Origin of the sequence: Tritonibacter horizontis, assembly GCF_001518015.1 — a bacterium.
Taxonomy (GTDB): domain Bacteria; phylum Pseudomonadota; class Alphaproteobacteria; order Rhodobacterales; family Rhodobacteraceae; genus Epibacterium; species Epibacterium horizontis.
Genome location: NZ_LPUY01000127.1, coordinates 12,797 through 28,457 on the forward strand (window position 1 = coordinate 12,797; position 15,661 = coordinate 28,457).

Sequence of the window (15,661 nt, forward strand, 5' to 3'; positions counted from 1 at the left end):
ACAGGACTGGGGTTTGTCCCCCTCCACACGAGTACAGGAGTACGCATCATGCGTCGCGTCGTCGTCACCGGTCTGGGGGTTGTGTCCTCCATCGGGAACAATGCCGAAGAGGTCATCGCCTCTCTCAAGGCCGGGAAATCCGGCATCGTCGCCAGCCCGGAGATGGCCGAACACGGGTTTCGCAGCCAGATTGCCGGCACGCTCAAGATTGACGTGGCCGAGCATGTGGACAAGCGCAGCCTGCGGTTCATGGGGGCGGGTGCCGCCTATGCGCATATCGCCATGAACCAGGCGATTGCCGATGCCGGCCTCAGCGAGGATCAGATCGTCAACGAACGCACCGGCCTGATCGCGGGCTCTGGCGGGCCTTCGACCTCGGCCATGCTGACGGCGCATCAGACGGTGCTGAAAACCGGCGCCACCAAGCGGATCGGCCCCTTTGCGGTGCCAAAATGCATGTCCTCGACGATCTCGGCCAACCTTGCGACCGCGTTCAAGATCAAAGGCATCAACTATTCGATCACCTCCGCCTGTTCCACCTCGTTGCATTGCATCGGCAATGCGGCCGAGCAGATCATGATGGGCAAGCAGGACGTGATGTTCGCCGGCGGCGGCGAAGAGCTGGACTGGACCCTGTCCTGCCTGTTCGACGCCATGGGCGCGATGTCCTCGAAAAAGAACGACACCCCGGAAAAAGCCTCGCGCGCGTTTGATCAGGACCGCGACGGATTTGTGATCTCCGGGGGCGGTGGCATCGTGGTGCTGGAAGATCTGGAACATGCGCTGGCGCGCGGTGCCAAGATCTATGCCGAGGTCACCGGATTTGCCGCGACCTCGGACGGGCACGACATGGTGGCCCCCTCTGGCGAGGGCGGCGAGCGGGCCATGCGTCTGGCGCTGCAATCCCTGCCCGAGGGCCGCAAGGTCAGCTATATCAACGCCCATGGCACCTCGACGCCGGTCGGCGACGTCGGCGAGGTCGAGGCCGCGCGGCGGGTGTTCGGTGCGGGCACCGTCCCGCCGATTTCATCGACCAAGTCCATGACCGGTCACGCCCAGGGCGCGGCAGGCGCGTTGGAGGCAATCTTCTGCCTGTTGATGCTGGACAATGATTTCATCACCCCTTCGATCAACGTCGATACCCTCGCCGAGGGCATCGAAGAGGGCGAAGTGGCCACCAAATATATTGAAAACGCAGGCCTCGACAGTGTCATGACCAACAGCTTCGGCTTTGGCGGCACCAATGGGTCCATGGTCCTGAGCAAGTACAAGGAATAACGCGCATGGCAGGAGTATTGGCCGGGAAACGTGGCCTGATCATGGGGGTGGCGAATGAACGCTCCATCGCCTGGGGCATCGCCAAGGCGATGCATGAGGCCGGGGCGGACCTGGCCTTTACCTATCAGGGCGAGGCTTTTGGCAAACGGCTGGAACCGCTGGCCGCCTCTGTCGGCAGCGATTTCATGGTGGATGTGGATGTCACCGACGATGCCTCGCTCGACACCGCCTTTGCCGAACTGGGCGCCCGCTGGCCCAAGATCGACTTTCTGGTCCACGCCATCGCCTATTCCGACAAGTCGGAACTGACCGGCCGGTTCATCAACACCAGCCGCGCCAATTTCAAGAACTCGATGGATATCTCCGCCTATTCCTTCATCGAGGTGGCCCGCCGCGCCTATCCGCTGATGCAGGAAAACGGCGGCGGTACGATGCTGACCCTGACCTATGGTGGCTCCAACCGGGTGACCCCGAACTACAATGTGATGGGCGTGGCCAAGGCCGCGCTGGAGAGCGCGACCCGCTATCTGGCCAATGACCTCGGCCCCGAAGGCATCCGCGTCAATGCGATCTCTCCCGGCCCGATGAAAACGCTGGCAGGGGCCGCCATCGGTGGCGCCCGCAAGACCTACAAGCACACCGAACAGAACGCGCCGCTGCGCTCCAATGCCACGCTGGAGGCAGTGGGCGGCACGGCGGTCTATCTGGCCTCGGATGCCGGCGCCTATACCACCGGCGAGATCATCCGCGTTGATGGCGGTTTTCATGTCCTGGGCATGCCGCAGCAGGATCATCTTTGATCGAGCGTCCTCGCCCCAAACACACGAAAGGCGCCCGCTTGGGGCGCCTTTTTTGTTTGGTTTTCTTCGGGGCGGGATCGTCCGCTTGGATCAGCTGCCGCCGCCAGAGGCACGTTTGGACAGCATGTTCATCACGTTGTTGGCAACCTTGGTGTAGGGCGGCCAGAACAGCTCTTCGGCAAAGAATTCCGGGTTTTCGTCCAGCATCGGGTTGGCATCCACCAGCGTGGTTGCCGCCACCATGCCAAGACCGTTCACGATGCGCTCCTGAACCTCTTTGCCGATGAAGTAATTGGCAAAGATTTCCGCCGCTTCCAGTTTTTTCCCGTCAAGCTTCTTCGAGAAGTTGATGGTGTCGAGCCAGACGGTGTTGCCTTCGTCGAAATTCACGATGCTCCAGTTGCCGCCAGAGGCCACATGCGCCGCCGCACCGGGGCCATAGGATGCCACAAAGGCCAGGTCGTCGCGGAATTCGGGACCGGCGCTCCAGAAGAACCCGACCTGATCGTGCAGCGCGGTCATGGTCTGTTGCAATTCGCCATCCGCCTTCTGCATCTCGCCGATTTTCGCGCGATCGCCAGAGGCATCCTGCACGGCAAAGGGCGGCTGGCCAATGGCCATCAGCGCCAGCGCCACATTCGGTTGCACCTGACCGGAGGTCAGGGAGAGACGCCCTTTCCACTCAGGCTTCAGCAGTTCCGCGACCGAGGAGGGATGCTCCGTCACCACATCGTCATTGGCCCAGATCCCATAAGAGCCGCCGCCGAATGGCAGATACAACGGCCCCCCGTCGGACATGCCCATCGCGATTTCGCTCAGCTCAGGCAGCAGGGCCTGGGCATTGCCCAGCCGTGGCGAGGACACGTCGATGGGCTGCAAGAGGTTGGAGAAGGGGAACCCCTCCATCTGGATGTAGTTCAGCGTCAGGAAAGACACATCCACATCGCCAGAGCGGATCACGTCGAACATCTGTTCCGGCCCCTCGGCCAGCGTGTCCAGAACGCGCACCTCAACGTCATAGCCTTCGGCCTTGAGGATGTCATTCACAGCCGCGACTTCTTCTGGCAGGACATAGCCATCCCAGGTGAAAACATTCAGATATTCCGTGGCCTGAGCCATGGTGCCACCAAAGGCAAGTGCCGCGCCAAGAAGCAGATTTCGCATATACAAGTACTCCCGTTTAAAGATCTTTGCCCACTGGCCAGCGCGCAGCGGGGTTGTGGGCAAGGTCTGCGGGAGACGTAAAAACAAGATGAATCTGCAACAAGACAGCGTGAAAGCTCGCGCGGCAATTTAGGCAATTTGGAATGATCTCCTGCGTCCCCGCGCCGCAAACGCAAACAGGCTGGCAGGGGTGTCCCGCCAGCCCGCTGAAATCTGTGCGCGCGTCCCTCAGGATGCGATCGCGACCAGCTCCACGTCGAACACCAGATCCTGCCCGGCCAGACGGTGGTTGGCGTCCAGGGTGACCGTGGCCTCTTCGACCTCGACGACCGTGACCGGAAGCACCTGACCTTCGGGCGTCTGCATTTGCAGCATGGTGCCGATTTCCAACGGGATATCGTCGGGGATGCCTTCACGCGGGATCGCCTGACGGGCGGAGGGGTTGATCGGGCCGTATGCGTCTTCGCAGGCGATCTCCAGCGTCTTCTTGTCGCCTTCGGTCATATCGACAAGCCCGTCGTCCATGCCCTTGATCACATGGCCCTCACCCACTGTGAATTCCAGCGGGTCGCGCCCTTCGGAGCTGTCAAAGACGGTGCCGTCTGTCAGCTTTCCGGTGTAGTGGATGCGAACTGTATCGCCGTTTTTTACCGCGGTCATGGTGACCCCCTTTCGGGTGTTTAGGTGTGTTTTCGGGCCTGGCAGCCCAATGATAAACCGCTACCCTAGCGTTCATGATCCCGGTGTAAACCCGTACCAACACAATTTAGCCCCTTGATCCCGGCCCCGCATATGGCACCTTCGCCACAAACAAAGGGGTTCGACATGGCGATCACGACCTGCATTTTTGACGCCTATGGCACATTGTTCGATGTCACCGCGGCCGCGCGGCAGGCGGCGGCGGAACCTGGCTTTCCCCAGTTGGCGGACAGCTGGGCCGCCCTGGCGCAGAACTGGCGGCAAAAGCAGCTGGAATATACCTGGCTCCGCGCCGTCGTGGGGGCGCATACCGATTTCTGGCAAGTCACCCAGGATGGGCTGGACTGGGCGCTGGAGGCCGCCGCCCTCGACGGGGATCCGGCCCTGCGCCAGCGGCTGCTGGATCTTTACTGGCAGCTCGCCGCCTACCCCGAGGTCCCGGCCATGCTGCGCGCGCTCAGGGACGCGGGCTATCAGACCGCGATCCTGTCGAACGGCGCCCCCGCGATGCTGGACGCCGCGGTGTCCTCTGCCGGTCTGGGCGATCTGCTGGACGATGTGCTGTCTGTCGAAACGGTCGGGATCTTCAAACCCGCCGCCGCCGTCTATGACCTTGTGGGTCAGCGGTTCGGCACCGAAAAATCGCAAGTGCTGTTTGTGTCGTCCAACGGCTGGGATGCGGGCTGCGCGACCGGTTACGGCTTTGCCACCGCTTGGGTCAACCGGGCCAAGGCGCCCGTGGACCGGCTGCCCTGGCGACCGGCGCATATGCTGACGGACCTGACCTCCCTTCCCGAAATCGCCGCCTCGGCCTGACCTGCAAGGACCGCCATCATGAGCCGATTTGAAACCGCCGACGGTCTGTCTCTCTACTTCGAGGAACACGGCACCCCCGATGGCACGCCGCTGATCTGCCTGCCCGGCCTGACCCGCGACGGGCAGGATTTCCGCTATGCGCTGCCGCATCTGGCCGCCTATCGGGTGATCCTCCTCGACCTGCGCGGTCGGGGACGCTCCGACTACGCCGATGACCCGGCCACTTACAACGTGCTGAGCGAAGCCGGCGATGTGGTGGCCCTGATGGATCACCTGTCGCTGCCCCGCGCCGCCATATTGGGCACCTCGCGCGGCGGGCTGGTGGCAATGGCGCTGGCCGCCACCGCGCGCGACCGGCTTCTGGCCGTGATCCTGAACGATGTCGGCCCCGACATCGCCGAGGAGGGGCTGGGGCGGATTTTCGACTATCTCGGGCGCGCACCTGCCGCCCGCACCCATGCCGAGGCCGCCGCCGCGCTTGAACGCGCCATGGCACCCGATTTCCCCGGCCTGCCGCGCCAACGCTGGCAGGAAGAGGCCGAGACCTTTTACACCGAAACCCCGGAGGGGCTGGGTCTGCGTTATGATGCGCGGCTGCGCGACGCGATGCTGGCGCAGGCCGCCGCCCTGGCCGAGATGGAAGAGAAACCCAGCCTCTGGCCCTGGTTCGCGGCGCTGGACGGGCTGCCTACCGGCGTCATCCGGGGGGCGCAGTCCGATATCCTCTCGTCCGAGACCTATGCCGAGATGCAGCGCCGTCACCCGGCCATGCATGCGGTCGAATTGCCGGATCGCGGCCATATCCCCTTCCTCGACGAAGCCCCCGCCGTCGCCCTCATCCACGCCGTTCTGAAAGAGATCACATGACCTCACTCGCCATGATCGAAGCCGCCGCCGCGCGGCTTGCGGGCCAGGCCCGTCGCACGCCGCTGCTGTCCTCGCCCTTCCTCGACGAAATTGCCGGACGCCGCCTGCTGGTCAAGGCGGAATGCCTGCAACACACCGGATCGTTCAAGTTTCGCGGCGGCTGGGCGGCGGTTTCGGCCCTCGACCCGGTTCTGCGCGCGCGCGGCGTCGTCGCCTATTCCTCCGGCAACCATGCGCAGGGCGTGGCCGCAGCCGCCCGCGCCCATCGCGCCCCGGCGGTGATCGTCATGCCAGCCGACGCCCCCCGTCTCAAGATCGACAACACCCGCGCGCTCGGCGCCGAAGTGGTGCTGTATGACCGCGCCGCCGGCGAAAGCCGCGAGGCCGCCGCTGCGCCGCTTGTCGCCGAACGCGGCCTCACCCTGATCAAACCCTATGACGAACCAGAGGTGATCGCCGGTCAGGGCACCACCGGGCTGGAAATCGCCGAACAGACCGCCGCGCTTGGCATCACACAGGCCGAGGTTCTGGTCTGTTGCGGTGGCGGCGGTCTCACCTCCGGCGTCGCCCTGGCGCTGGAAGATCGCGCCCCACAGATGCGGGTGCGTCCCGTAGAACCAGAGGGATTTGACGACGTGACCCGCTCGCTGATCTCCGGTCAGATAGAAACCAACCCCGCCCCCACAGGCTCCCTCTGCGATGCCATCCTGACCCCCTCGCCGGGAGAGATCACCTGGCCGATCCTGACCCGGCTCTGCGGTTCCGGTATTGTCATCACCGACGCCGAGGCCCAGCACGCCATGGCGCTCGCGTTTCAGCGGTTGAAGATCGTCATCGAACCCGGCGGCGCCGCCGCCCTTGCCGCGGCGCTGTTTCACCCGGACAGGATCGAAGGCGACACCGTGATCGCCATTGCCACCGGCGGCAACGTGGACGCAGCTGTATTTGCCGAGAGCCTCACCCGGTTCGCCTGAGCCATCCGTCCCCTGCGCTTCTGACACCTCTCCCGGTCGGCGCGGCCCGGAAAGGGTATGGCGCCATGGCGGCGACAAAGGCCCCTGGCCCCGCCCCCGATCCCGGCGTAAACTTCCGCAAATTCCAAACGAGAGCCTGCCCCATGCCCCTCGCTGACCTCGGCGATGTCCAGATCAACTATTCCCTCACCGGCCCGGCCAACGGTGCGCCGGTGGTCTTTGCCCATGCGCTTGGCCTTGAGGCGCGGATCTGGGACCCGGTCATCGCGCGGCTCCCCGACGGTCTGCGCATCCTGACCTACGATCTGCGTGGCCATGGGCGATCTTCCGTGCCGGAGGGGCCGTATTCCATGGGGGCGCTGGTGCGCGATGCCGAACGGCTGCTGGACTTTTGCGAGATCCGCGACAGCCTCTTTGTCGGCCTCTCTGTTGGCGGCATGATCGCGCAGGGGCTGGCGATCAAGCGCCTTGACCAAATCCGTGCCCTGGTGCTCTCCAACACCGCTGCCAAGATCGGCACCCCCGAGATCTGGCAGCGCCGGATGGAGACCATTCGCGCCGGCGGCCTGTCGGCCATCAGCGCCGAGACCATGCAGCGCTGGTTCCCGCGTGCCTATCTCAAATCCGGGGCGGCGGCGGCGACCGAGGCCCTCGTCGCGGGACAAAGCGTCGATGGCTACCTCGGCTGCTGCGCCGCCATTGCGGGCACGGATTTCTACACCCCGACCTCCGGCTTGCGCCTGCCGGTATTGGGCATCGCCGGGTCGGAAGACGGCTCCACACCGCCCGATCTGGTGCGCGAAACCACAGAGCTGATCCCCGGCGCCCGGTTTGCCCTGCTGCGGCGCACCGGGCATGTGCCCCCTATCGACCAGCCCGACGCCTATGCCGGGCAACTGACCAAATTCATCACGGAGATCGGACATCTTGGCTGACATTCTACTTGTTCACGGCTCCTGCCACGGGGCCTGGTGCTGGCGCGACCTGATCCCGGCGCTGACGACCCGAGGCCACCGCCCGCGCACGCTTGATTTGCCGGGCCACGGCGATGGCCTGCCGCCGCAGTCGGCCACGCTGGAGGCCAGTTGCCGCGCCGTGGCTGGGGCACTGACGCCAGAAACCGTCGTGCTCGGCCATTCCTGGGCCGGTTTTCCGATCACCGGTGCCGTGGCCCATGCCCTTCCGCGCGGCTTGATCTACCTCTGCGCCTATGTTCCGACCTCGGGCATGTCGCTGATAGAGATGCGCAAGGCCGGGCCGCGCCAGACGATTGGGGACGCGGCGGTCAAATCCGCCGATGGCCACAGCTACACCATCCGCCCGGAGGCCGCGCCGGACCTGTTCTACCATGATTGTGCGCCCGAAGCGGTCGCCTTAGCGCTCGACCATCTGTGCCCGCAGCCCGTGTTGCCGCAGGCGACACCACTCGCGGTGCCCCCTGCCTGGACCGCCCTGCCCAAGGCCTATATCCGCTGCGCTCAGGACCGCACGATCCCGCCCGAGTATCAGGCCAGCATGGTGGCCGACTGGCCCCGGGCGAATGTGCATGTGATGGAGACCTCCCATTCTCCCTTTCTGGCCGCACCGGAGGATCTGGCCGATCTGGTCGATCACATCATCGCCCGCATGTAAAACCACCGCACGGATCCCCCCCCGACCCGCGCCCCGAGGGCCGACAGCTCCGCCCGCCCCCCGAAGTCCGGGCCAGAACACCTGCCGTGACAAATCATGCCGTGACGCAAAAGCGACCTCTCGCCGCCGTTTTTCGTATTGCAGTGCGTCCGTGGCCTCTCCACGCTGATGGCAACCAACGGAGAGGATCGTCATGCAAACCATCAAAGCCGCTGTCTGCCACAGCTTTGGCGCGCCCTTGCAAATCGAAACCATACAGATCGCGCCGCCGGGTCAGGGAGAGGTCGAGGTCACCCTCGACGCGGTGGCGATCTGTCACAGCGACATCTCCTTTGCCGAAGGTGCCTGGGGCGGCCATCTGCCGGCGGTCTACGGGCATGAGGCGGCCGGCCGGGTCTCGGCCATCGGCCCCGGCGTGTCGGATTTTGTCGAAGGCGACGACGTGATCGTCACCCTGATCCGCGCCTGCGGCAGCTGCCCCACCTGCGCGGCAGGCCAGCCGGTGAATTGCTCAACGCCCCACGATGGCACCAAGGGCCCGCTGACCACTGCGGACAACATGCCCCTGTTGCAGGCGATGGACTGCGGCGCCTTTGCCGAAAAGGTGGTGGTCAGCGCCCGCCAGATCGTCAAGATCGCGCCGGAGATCCCCAAGGACGTGGCCGCCCTGATCTCCTGCGGGGTCATCACCGGCGTCGGCGGCGCGGTCAATGCCGCCAGGCTGCGCCCGGGCGAGGACGTGGTGGTGATCGGTGCCGGCGGGGTCGGCCTCAATGCGATCCAGGGCGCACGGATTGCCGGGGCGCGCCGCATCGTCGCCGTCGACATGAGCGAAGAGAAACTGGCCATCGCACGGGATTTCGGCGCCACCCATGGCGTTCTCGCAACCGAGGCAAAACCCTGGCGCGCGGCCGTCAAGGCGCTCGGCGGCAAGGGGGCTGAGGTGGTTCTGATCACCGTCGGCGCCATTCCCGCCTACGACCAGGCGCCGCGCTACCTCGGCGTGGGCGGGCGCGCGGTGATGATCGGGATGCCGCATTCCGGCCAGACCGCCCGCTACGAACCCGTGGTGATGGCCGCCCTGGGCCAGGGGCTGCAGGGCTCCAAGATGGGCGATGTGGTGATCCAGCGGGACGTGCCCTGGATCGTCGATCTCTACCAGCAGGGCCGTCTGAAACTGGACGAGCTGATCTCCGGCCGCTGGAGCCTGGAGCAGATCAACGATGCCATCGCCGATACCAAGACCGGCAGCGCCAAACGCAACGTGATCCTGTTCAACCGCTGACGGAGCGGCAAAGGCCACCGGGATCCGGGCCTCTGCGGCCCGGACCCGCGCGCGCCGGGGCCTCGACGGCCCCAGCGCGCGCTCCACCCCTCTCCCCTTGCGCGATTATTTCAAAGGATCCAGAGACATGAAACTCCAGGACCTCGACATCATCATCACCGCCCCTCCTGCCCCCGGCTGGGGCGGGCGCTATTGGATTTTGGTCAAGCTCACCACGGACACTGGCATCACCGGATGGGGCGAATGCTACGCCTCCACCGTTGGTCCCAAGGCAATGACAGCCGTTATCGAAGACGTCTTTGGCCGCCACATGCAGGACGAAAATCCGGAAAACATCGAACTGATGTTCCGCCGCGCCTATTCCTCCGGCTTCACCCAGCGTCCCGACCCCACCGTGATCGGCGCCTTCTCCGGATTGGAAATCGCCTGCTGGGACATTCTCGGCAAGGACCGCGACCGCCCGGTGCATGCGCTGATCGGCGGCCGGATGAATGACCGGATCCGGGCCTATACCTATCTCTACCCGCTCGCCCAGCACCCGATGCCAGAGTTCTGGATCTCGCCCGAGATGGCGGGCGAGGCCGCCGTGGATGCAGTTGCGCGCGGCTATACGGCCGTCAAATTCGACCCCGCCGGCCCCTATACAATCCGCGGCGGCCATATGCCCGCGATGACCGACATCTCGCAATCCGTCGCCTTCTGCGCCGCGATCCGCGACGCGGTCGGCGACCGGGCGGATCTGTTGTTCGGCACCCACGGCCAGTTCAACACGGCGGGGGCCATCCGGCTCGGTCAGGCGCTCGAACCCTATAGCCCGCTCTGGTACGAGGAACCCACGCCGCCGGATATGGTCGAGGACATGGCCCGCGTCGCCCGTGCCCTGCGCATCCCCGTCGCCACCGGCGAGCGACTGACCACCAAGGCGGAGTTCGGCGCCATCCTGCGGGCCGGCGCGGCGGAGATCCTGCAACCCGCCCTCGGACGCGCCGGTGGGATCTGGGAAACGAAGAAAGTCGCCGCCATGGCCGAGGTCTTCAACGTTCAGATGGCGCCCCATCTTTACGCGGGTCCGGTGGAATGGGCCGCAAACATCCAGTTCGCCGCCTCCATTCCCAACATTTTGATGGCGGAATCCATCGAAACCCCTTTCCACGACGCGCTGATCAAGGGCACGCTGCGGGTGGAGGAGGGATACATCCAGCCGCCAACCGCCCCCGGCCTTGGCATCGAAGTCGACGAAGACCTCGCCCGCGCGCATCCCTTTCTCGGCGATGATCTGCACCTGAACATGCAAGAAGCCCCCTGCAACTACACTGGCGGCAACCTGTTTGAAGGCGGAGCGCCCCCAATCAGGGGTTGAATCCCGTCGCATGCCACACCAGGTATTCAGAGGTGCGCCCCCGCATTGGTAAGCGAAGATTTGCTAAAATGAATAAATGTTTACCAAAACTCTTGCGAGGCGACATTGATACGTGGCCTTACTCCTTGTGAGCCACACAGTGATTTGGCATCGACTTCTGCGCGGACGGCCGGACAGCACGCTCCGGCCCAGGCGCAAGCTCCGAAAGTAGACCCGCATGACGACAGAGACTTTGGAAATGCCAGCTGGCGCTATGTCCGATATGGCAGACAACGCGTCAAAAGCCGCCGCGCTGATGAAAGCTCTGGCCCATGAGGGACGGCTGATGATCCTGTGCCATCTGGCAAGCGAACCGGAACTGTCGGTCAGCGCATTGGAAACGCTGCTGAACAAGCGGCAAGCGGCGGTCAGCCAATTGCTGTCCCGGCTGCGCGAGGACCGTCTGGTCAATGCCCGGCGCGACGGCAAGACGGTCTATTACTCTCTCGCCGACGGCCCGACGACTCACATCCTCGGCACGCTGCACGACATCTACTGTCGCTAGATCCGTCCTTTTCCCGTGGCGGCGGCGCATCCCGCCCCCCAGAAGATCCGTTCCCAACGGGCTGGGGCCATGCCGCACTGGCGTAGCTCAGGCCCTGTCCAATCCCCCCACAAGGTCGCCGACGCGAAACCGGCCATGGAGCTGGCCCTTGCGGCCGCAATTGTGGGCCGAGATCATGGGTCAGAGCATCCGCCCCTGAATTCGCAATCCTGAAAAGAACGCACAGGCAAGGGCCATCGGGGCGACGCTCGCCGAAGGACCGCAATAGTTGTGCGCACCCAAGTCACTGCCCTCGCCGGTCACTCAAGTCAGGCCCTCCTGTCAGCCCCTCAACTTCAGACCCGCTCATTCCGCCAGCGGCCCGCGGATTTGCCGCGTCTGGATTGGAGCCCACTCTGAGGCGCCCTAACTCGACACGTAGCCCGCGACAACCTGCAGCAGTTTGAATGCGGTATTGGCGTCATTCTCAACCACGGCGAGGAATTCCTCCTCGCCAATCCGCAGACAGGTCAGGTCGGTTTCCGCAATCATGGACAGCGCGCGCGGTTCCTTGCGGATCAGACCCAGCTCGCCCACCAGCCGACCGGGGCCGACCGTGGCAATCAACTGGTCCTCGCCCCCGGATTGCTCTGCGGGCAGGTACAGCCCCGCCTCGCCCTCGATGATCATATAGGCCCCGTCCGTCGCGGCGTCATCCTTGTGGAACACCGCTGTACCCGGGCTGGCCTCGTACCAGCGCGCGCCAAAGGCCAGCAGCCGCAGCTGACGCCGGTTCAGACCGGAGAACAGTTCGGTGGTCTCCAGCGCCCGAAGCTTGCGCGACAGGTCGGCGGCCGAGGTGCTGTCCTCGTCGGTCTGGGCGCGGTCGCCTGCACCTTCGTCCTTCAGGCGGCCCTGGCGCAGCTCGAAATAATGGTCAAACCGGCCCGGCTCTCGAAAGGCCGGCTCCAGAAAGATCAGCGTCGTCTCCGGCAGCAACTGGCGCAGGTTGTCCTGCATGGCGCGGCGGGTGTCCCGGTCGAAACTGGCAAGCGCGCTGTCGAGAATCAGAATATCCGGGCGCTTGATCGAAGCCCGGCAAAAGGCCAGCGGCTCGGCAAAACTGGCCCCAAGCCCGGCGCCGCCGACCGAAACCGGCAGATCAAAGATCAGCTCCACCACCATTTCCCGCACCTTGGCCTTGTCGATCACCTCGGCCACGACCTTGCGCAGATCTTCGGCGCGTGGCCCGGCACTGTCGGAGATCTTGCCGAAGATCGCATTCTCCAGCACCGTAAAGCCGGGTGCGTAATGGCCCTCGTAGAGCGGCACAAAAATATCGTCGAGCGTGCTCAGCAGTTCGGCCCCGTGGCTGTCCCGCAGCGACAGAATCCGGTTTTCGATATCGGTATCAAAAGCAGGCCCCAGCGCCTCGGCAGAGATCGAGAACGGCACGATCATCATCTGCGCCAGCTCATGCGGCTCCAGCCCCTCGGGGCCCTTTTGCTTGATCTTCTGCAACAGTTGCAGCGCCGCTTCGTAGTCGGAGGTCTCCAGCCCCAGCTTGCGGAACAGCGGATGGGTGGTGCCATCCATGCCAAAGATCTGTCGCAGCATTTCCAGCACGTCCTGCGCCAGATTGACGAGATCCCGGTCCAGACCGATCCGGCGCACCGTGCGCAGGAACTCCGTCTGCTCCAGCAGCAGCTCGTAGGTGATCGGTACAGATCGGGTCGCGTAGAGCAGGTTTTCCGCAACGGGCAACGCCGGGTTATACTGATGGCGGTTGTTGATGTGGACAAAGGCGTCCAGCCCGGCCTCCATCAATGCCAGCTGCACATGCGGGCGCAGCTTGACCAGCGCCTCGGCCAGCTTGGGGTGTTCCGACTTGTCAAAGACCTGATCCATGCCGCGCCGCAACAGCGCGGTGTCAGACCCGATCCCCTGCACGATCCGCAGCCACCAGTCCCGCAGCTCGTCGGCATGTTCAAACCCGGCGACCTTTGGATCGACCCAGTTCACGCCAAAGGCATCCGGGCTGTTGCCCGCCCGCACCGCATCTTGCTGCAGCTTCAGGTCGGCCGGGTCCTCCATCGGGCGCATGCGCAGCGGCATCAGCACGTTTTCCCCGAAGGAGCCGCGAAACAGCACCGGGCGCGAGGTCGCGTGACCGATCCGCGAGGCCAGCACCATCTGGTGCAGGTCGCGGATGTTATGCGACGCAAGCGTCACCGTACCGGCGGCAGGCAGCACCTCGCGGGTCAGTACCTCGGCCAGGGCGCGGCGGTCCTCTTCAGAGGGGGCAGCGATGCCGATCAGCTCGCCCTTGGGGAAGGTGGCGGTGATTTCGTCCAGCACCAGATTGCCGTCCGAATCCCGCACGCTGACCCCGTCAAGCACGATATCGCCATCCAGATGCACCAGCTCTTCCGGCTCGCCCTCCATCAGACGTTCGTCCACCATGTCGGGCGGCGCGAACCGTTCCAGGATGACCTCCCAGCGCAGCGCCATGTCCTGGGTCTGGTTGTAATAGGTCAGCAATTCCTTCCACGGCGAGGCTAGATCCTTGTACGCCGCAAGGGCCGCCACCAGCGCCCCGAGCGAGACCTTGCCCTCCAGCACCAGATAGCCGCCAACCGCGTAAAAGAAGAACGGCGTCAGCTGGGTGATGAAGTTGTTGAGGAACTTCATGAAGAATTTCTTCTGGTAGATCTCGAAGCGGATCTCGTAAAGTCGGCCCAGCCGGTCCGTCACCCGCGCCATGCGGTAACGCCAGCCGCCATTGACCCGCAGGGTCGCCGCGCCGGCCGCGCTTTCGCCGATTTCCGACGCCAGGCCACGGACCTGCACGACCCGTTTCTTGTTCAGTTTGTTGATTCGGCGCTGCAGCACCGGGATCAGCCAGGCCTGGACCGGGATCAGCGCAATCGCGGCAAGGCCGAACCAGAAATTCTGCAGGAACAGAAAATAGAGAATGGTCAGCATCTGACCGGCCTGCAACACCGGCTGGCTGACCGCATCGCCCATCAGGCCGCCCATGGGCTCCGATTCCGACGTGATCATCGACACCAGTTCGCCCTGGCTGGTGCGCTCGAAATAGGGCTGCGGGAACCGCAGGATCCGGGCGATCAGACTGTAGCGGAACCGGCGCAACATGCGCTCTGCCAGCACCCCTTTCATGGTGTTGATCCGCATCTTGGTCAGCCCATGCGCCAGCACCGCCAGCAAAAAGGCACCGCAGAGGATCCACAGGTAGGTCAGCTGATCAAAGCTCCGGCCCCACAGCTCCACAGTCGAGGACTGCGCACCAATGGCGTCGTTGACGATCCGCTTTGGCAGTTCAAGCGTCAGGTAAAGCAGGGGAAACAGGCAGGCGGTGACCAGCAGAAGAACGATCTGCTCCCGCTTGGAGTATTTCCAGATAAATTGGAACAAAGAGCGTTCTATGGGAGGGCTCCGAAAGACATGGGGCCGAGAGTGGCCGACTTGGTTTGCCATGGGTAGCGCGATTTTGCCCTTCCGGGCAATGGCGCAGGTGTCCCCTGAAACACAAGCTAGTAAGTTGGTCTAAAATCGTCTGTGAGCTATGTCACAGACAGTCCAATACAATATTTGCGATACATGGAAAACACCGTAAGGTCCGCCTGTGCTTTGGCCCATGTGCGCCGTAACTGCAAGAGGAGCATCCGTTTTGCCAGAGAATGTCGGTATCATCCTGCTGCTGATCTGCCTGTTCGAGGTCAAGCATATGTTTGCCGACTTCTACCTGCAGACCAAAAAGATGCTCTCTGGCCGCTGCTCGTATTTCCACCCCGGCCGGGCGCAGCACGCGGGGGTGCATGCGCTCGCGTCGGTCGTGGTCCTGTTCATCGTCGGCAGCCCGCCCTGGTTCATCGCCCTCATTTGCGCGGCAGAATGGTTTATTCACTTCAATATCGACTTCTGGAAGGCCCATCACACGGAATGCAACAAGCTCGATCCGACGCAGGGCGCCTTCTGGCGCGCCATGGGGACCGATCAGCTGTTGCACCACCTGACCTATGTCGCGATGGCCGCAGCCTGGGCTTCGGTGGTGTTGTGACCCCGACCCAGCCGCAGGCCTCCCAAGCGGGCCCGTCCCCTGCCGAGGCCCGTCTGCTCTGGTCTCGCCTGGTTTGGCCAGTCTGGCCTGATCTCGTCTAGCCCCCGTAGCGCTCCCGCCCGTGTCGGGCGGATTGGAAATCCCCCCGCCCCCGTTGGGCCCGGCGCCGCGCTGACGCGCGG

General features: G+C 64.3%; 14 protein-coding genes. 11 read left to right on the forward strand and 3 right to left on the reverse strand.

All coding sequences use genetic code 11. From position 1 onward, the window contains the following. The first annotated feature begins 48 nt into the window (after positions 1–48). Together fabB and TRIHO_RS20325 are read left to right on the forward strand one after the other, a co-directional pair. A complete protein-coding gene (fabB, locus tag TRIHO_RS20320) occupies positions 49–1,278 on the forward strand; it encodes a beta-ketoacyl-ACP synthase I (protein ID WP_068248164.1) in 1,230 nt (409 codons plus the stop codon). Positions 1,279–1,283: 5 nt separating this feature from the next. Continuing rightward, positions 1,284–2,078 carry an enoyl-ACP reductase FabI gene (locus TRIHO_RS20325; RefSeq protein WP_068248167.1) on the forward strand — a complete coding sequence of 265 codons (795 nt, stop codon included), beginning with the start codon at positions 1,284–1,286 and terminating at the stop codon, positions 2,076–2,078. A gap of 90 nt (positions 2,079–2,168) precedes the next feature. On the opposite strand, the gene TRIHO_RS20330 is transcribed toward TRIHO_RS20325, so the two are convergent. Beyond that, positions 2,169–3,242, reverse strand: coding sequence for an ABC transporter substrate-binding protein (locus TRIHO_RS20330; RefSeq protein ID WP_068248168.1), 1,074 nt, complete (start codon positions 3,240–3,242; stop codon positions 2,169–2,171). Positions 3,243–3,470: 228 nt separating this feature from the next. Continuing rightward, positions 3,471–3,902, reverse strand: a complete 432-nt coding sequence (locus tag TRIHO_RS20335; RefSeq protein ID WP_068248170.1) for an FKBP-type peptidyl-prolyl cis-trans isomerase — start codon at positions 3,900–3,902, stop codon at positions 3,471–3,473. Between the two features lie 165 nt (positions 3,903–4,067). Between TRIHO_RS20335 and TRIHO_RS20340 the strand changes: the two genes are divergently transcribed. The 8 genes from TRIHO_RS20340 to TRIHO_RS20375 all read left to right on the forward strand — a co-directional run bounded on the left by TRIHO_RS20340 (position 4,068) and on the right by TRIHO_RS20375 (position 11,419). Next, complete coding sequence (locus TRIHO_RS20340; protein ID WP_068248172.1) at positions 4,068–4,757, forward strand: haloacid dehalogenase type II; 690 nt, start codon at positions 4,068–4,070, stop codon at positions 4,755–4,757. 18 nt (positions 4,758–4,775) lie between these two features. Then, the gene (locus tag TRIHO_RS20345; RefSeq protein ID WP_068248175.1) at positions 4,776–5,624 is read left to right on the forward strand and encodes an alpha/beta fold hydrolase; all 849 of its coding nucleotides are present in this window, start codon (positions 4,776–4,778) and stop codon (positions 5,622–5,624) included. Next, positions 5,621–6,598 (forward strand): threonine ammonia-lyase, encoded by a 978-nt coding sequence (locus TRIHO_RS20350; RefSeq protein ID WP_068248177.1) that lies wholly within the window; start codon positions 5,621–5,623, stop codon positions 6,596–6,598. The genes TRIHO_RS20345 and TRIHO_RS20350 overlap by 4 nt, the downstream gene beginning before the upstream one ends. Positions 6,599–6,741: 143 nt before the next feature. Then, entirely contained in the window at positions 6,742–7,533 is a 792-nt protein-coding gene (gene pcaD / locus TRIHO_RS20355; protein WP_068248178.1) for a 3-oxoadipate enol-lactonase, read from the forward strand. After that, positions 7,526–8,230: an alpha/beta fold hydrolase gene (locus tag TRIHO_RS20360; protein ID WP_068248183.1), complete on the forward strand. Its 705-nt coding sequence runs from the start codon at positions 7,526–7,528 to the stop codon at positions 8,228–8,230. Before pcaD ends, TRIHO_RS20360 begins: the two co-directional genes overlap by 8 nt. A gap of 193 nt (positions 8,231–8,423) precedes the next feature. Next, complete coding sequence (locus TRIHO_RS20365; RefSeq protein WP_068248184.1) at positions 8,424–9,515, forward strand: Zn-dependent alcohol dehydrogenase; 1,092 nt, start codon at positions 8,424–8,426, stop codon at positions 9,513–9,515. 127 nt (positions 9,516–9,642) lie between these two features. Continuing rightward, the gene (locus TRIHO_RS20370; protein ID WP_068248191.1) at positions 9,643–10,875 is read left to right on the forward strand and encodes a mandelate racemase/muconate lactonizing enzyme family protein; all 1,233 of its coding nucleotides are present in this window, start codon (positions 9,643–9,645) and stop codon (positions 10,873–10,875) included. Between the two features lie 217 nt (positions 10,876–11,092). After that, positions 11,093–11,419 (forward strand): ArsR/SmtB family transcription factor, encoded by a 327-nt coding sequence (locus tag TRIHO_RS20375; RefSeq protein ID WP_068248194.1) that lies wholly within the window; start codon positions 11,093–11,095, stop codon positions 11,417–11,419. A 405-nt stretch (positions 11,420–11,824) separates the two neighbouring features. Here TRIHO_RS20375 and TRIHO_RS20380 read toward each other — a convergent pair whose 3' ends face one another. After that, positions 11,825–14,896 carry an ABC transporter transmembrane domain-containing protein gene (locus TRIHO_RS20380; protein ID WP_207498760.1) on the reverse strand — a complete coding sequence of 1,024 codons (3,072 nt, stop codon included), beginning with the start codon at positions 14,894–14,896 and terminating at the stop codon, positions 11,825–11,827. 193 nt (positions 14,897–15,089) lie between these two features. Between TRIHO_RS20380 and TRIHO_RS20385 the strand changes: the two genes are divergently transcribed. Further along, positions 15,090–15,479 carry a DUF3307 domain-containing protein gene (locus tag TRIHO_RS20385; RefSeq protein ID WP_068248199.1) on the forward strand — a complete coding sequence of 130 codons (390 nt, stop codon included), beginning with the start codon at positions 15,090–15,092 and terminating at the stop codon, positions 15,477–15,479. Positions 15,480–15,661 lie beyond the last annotated feature (182 nt).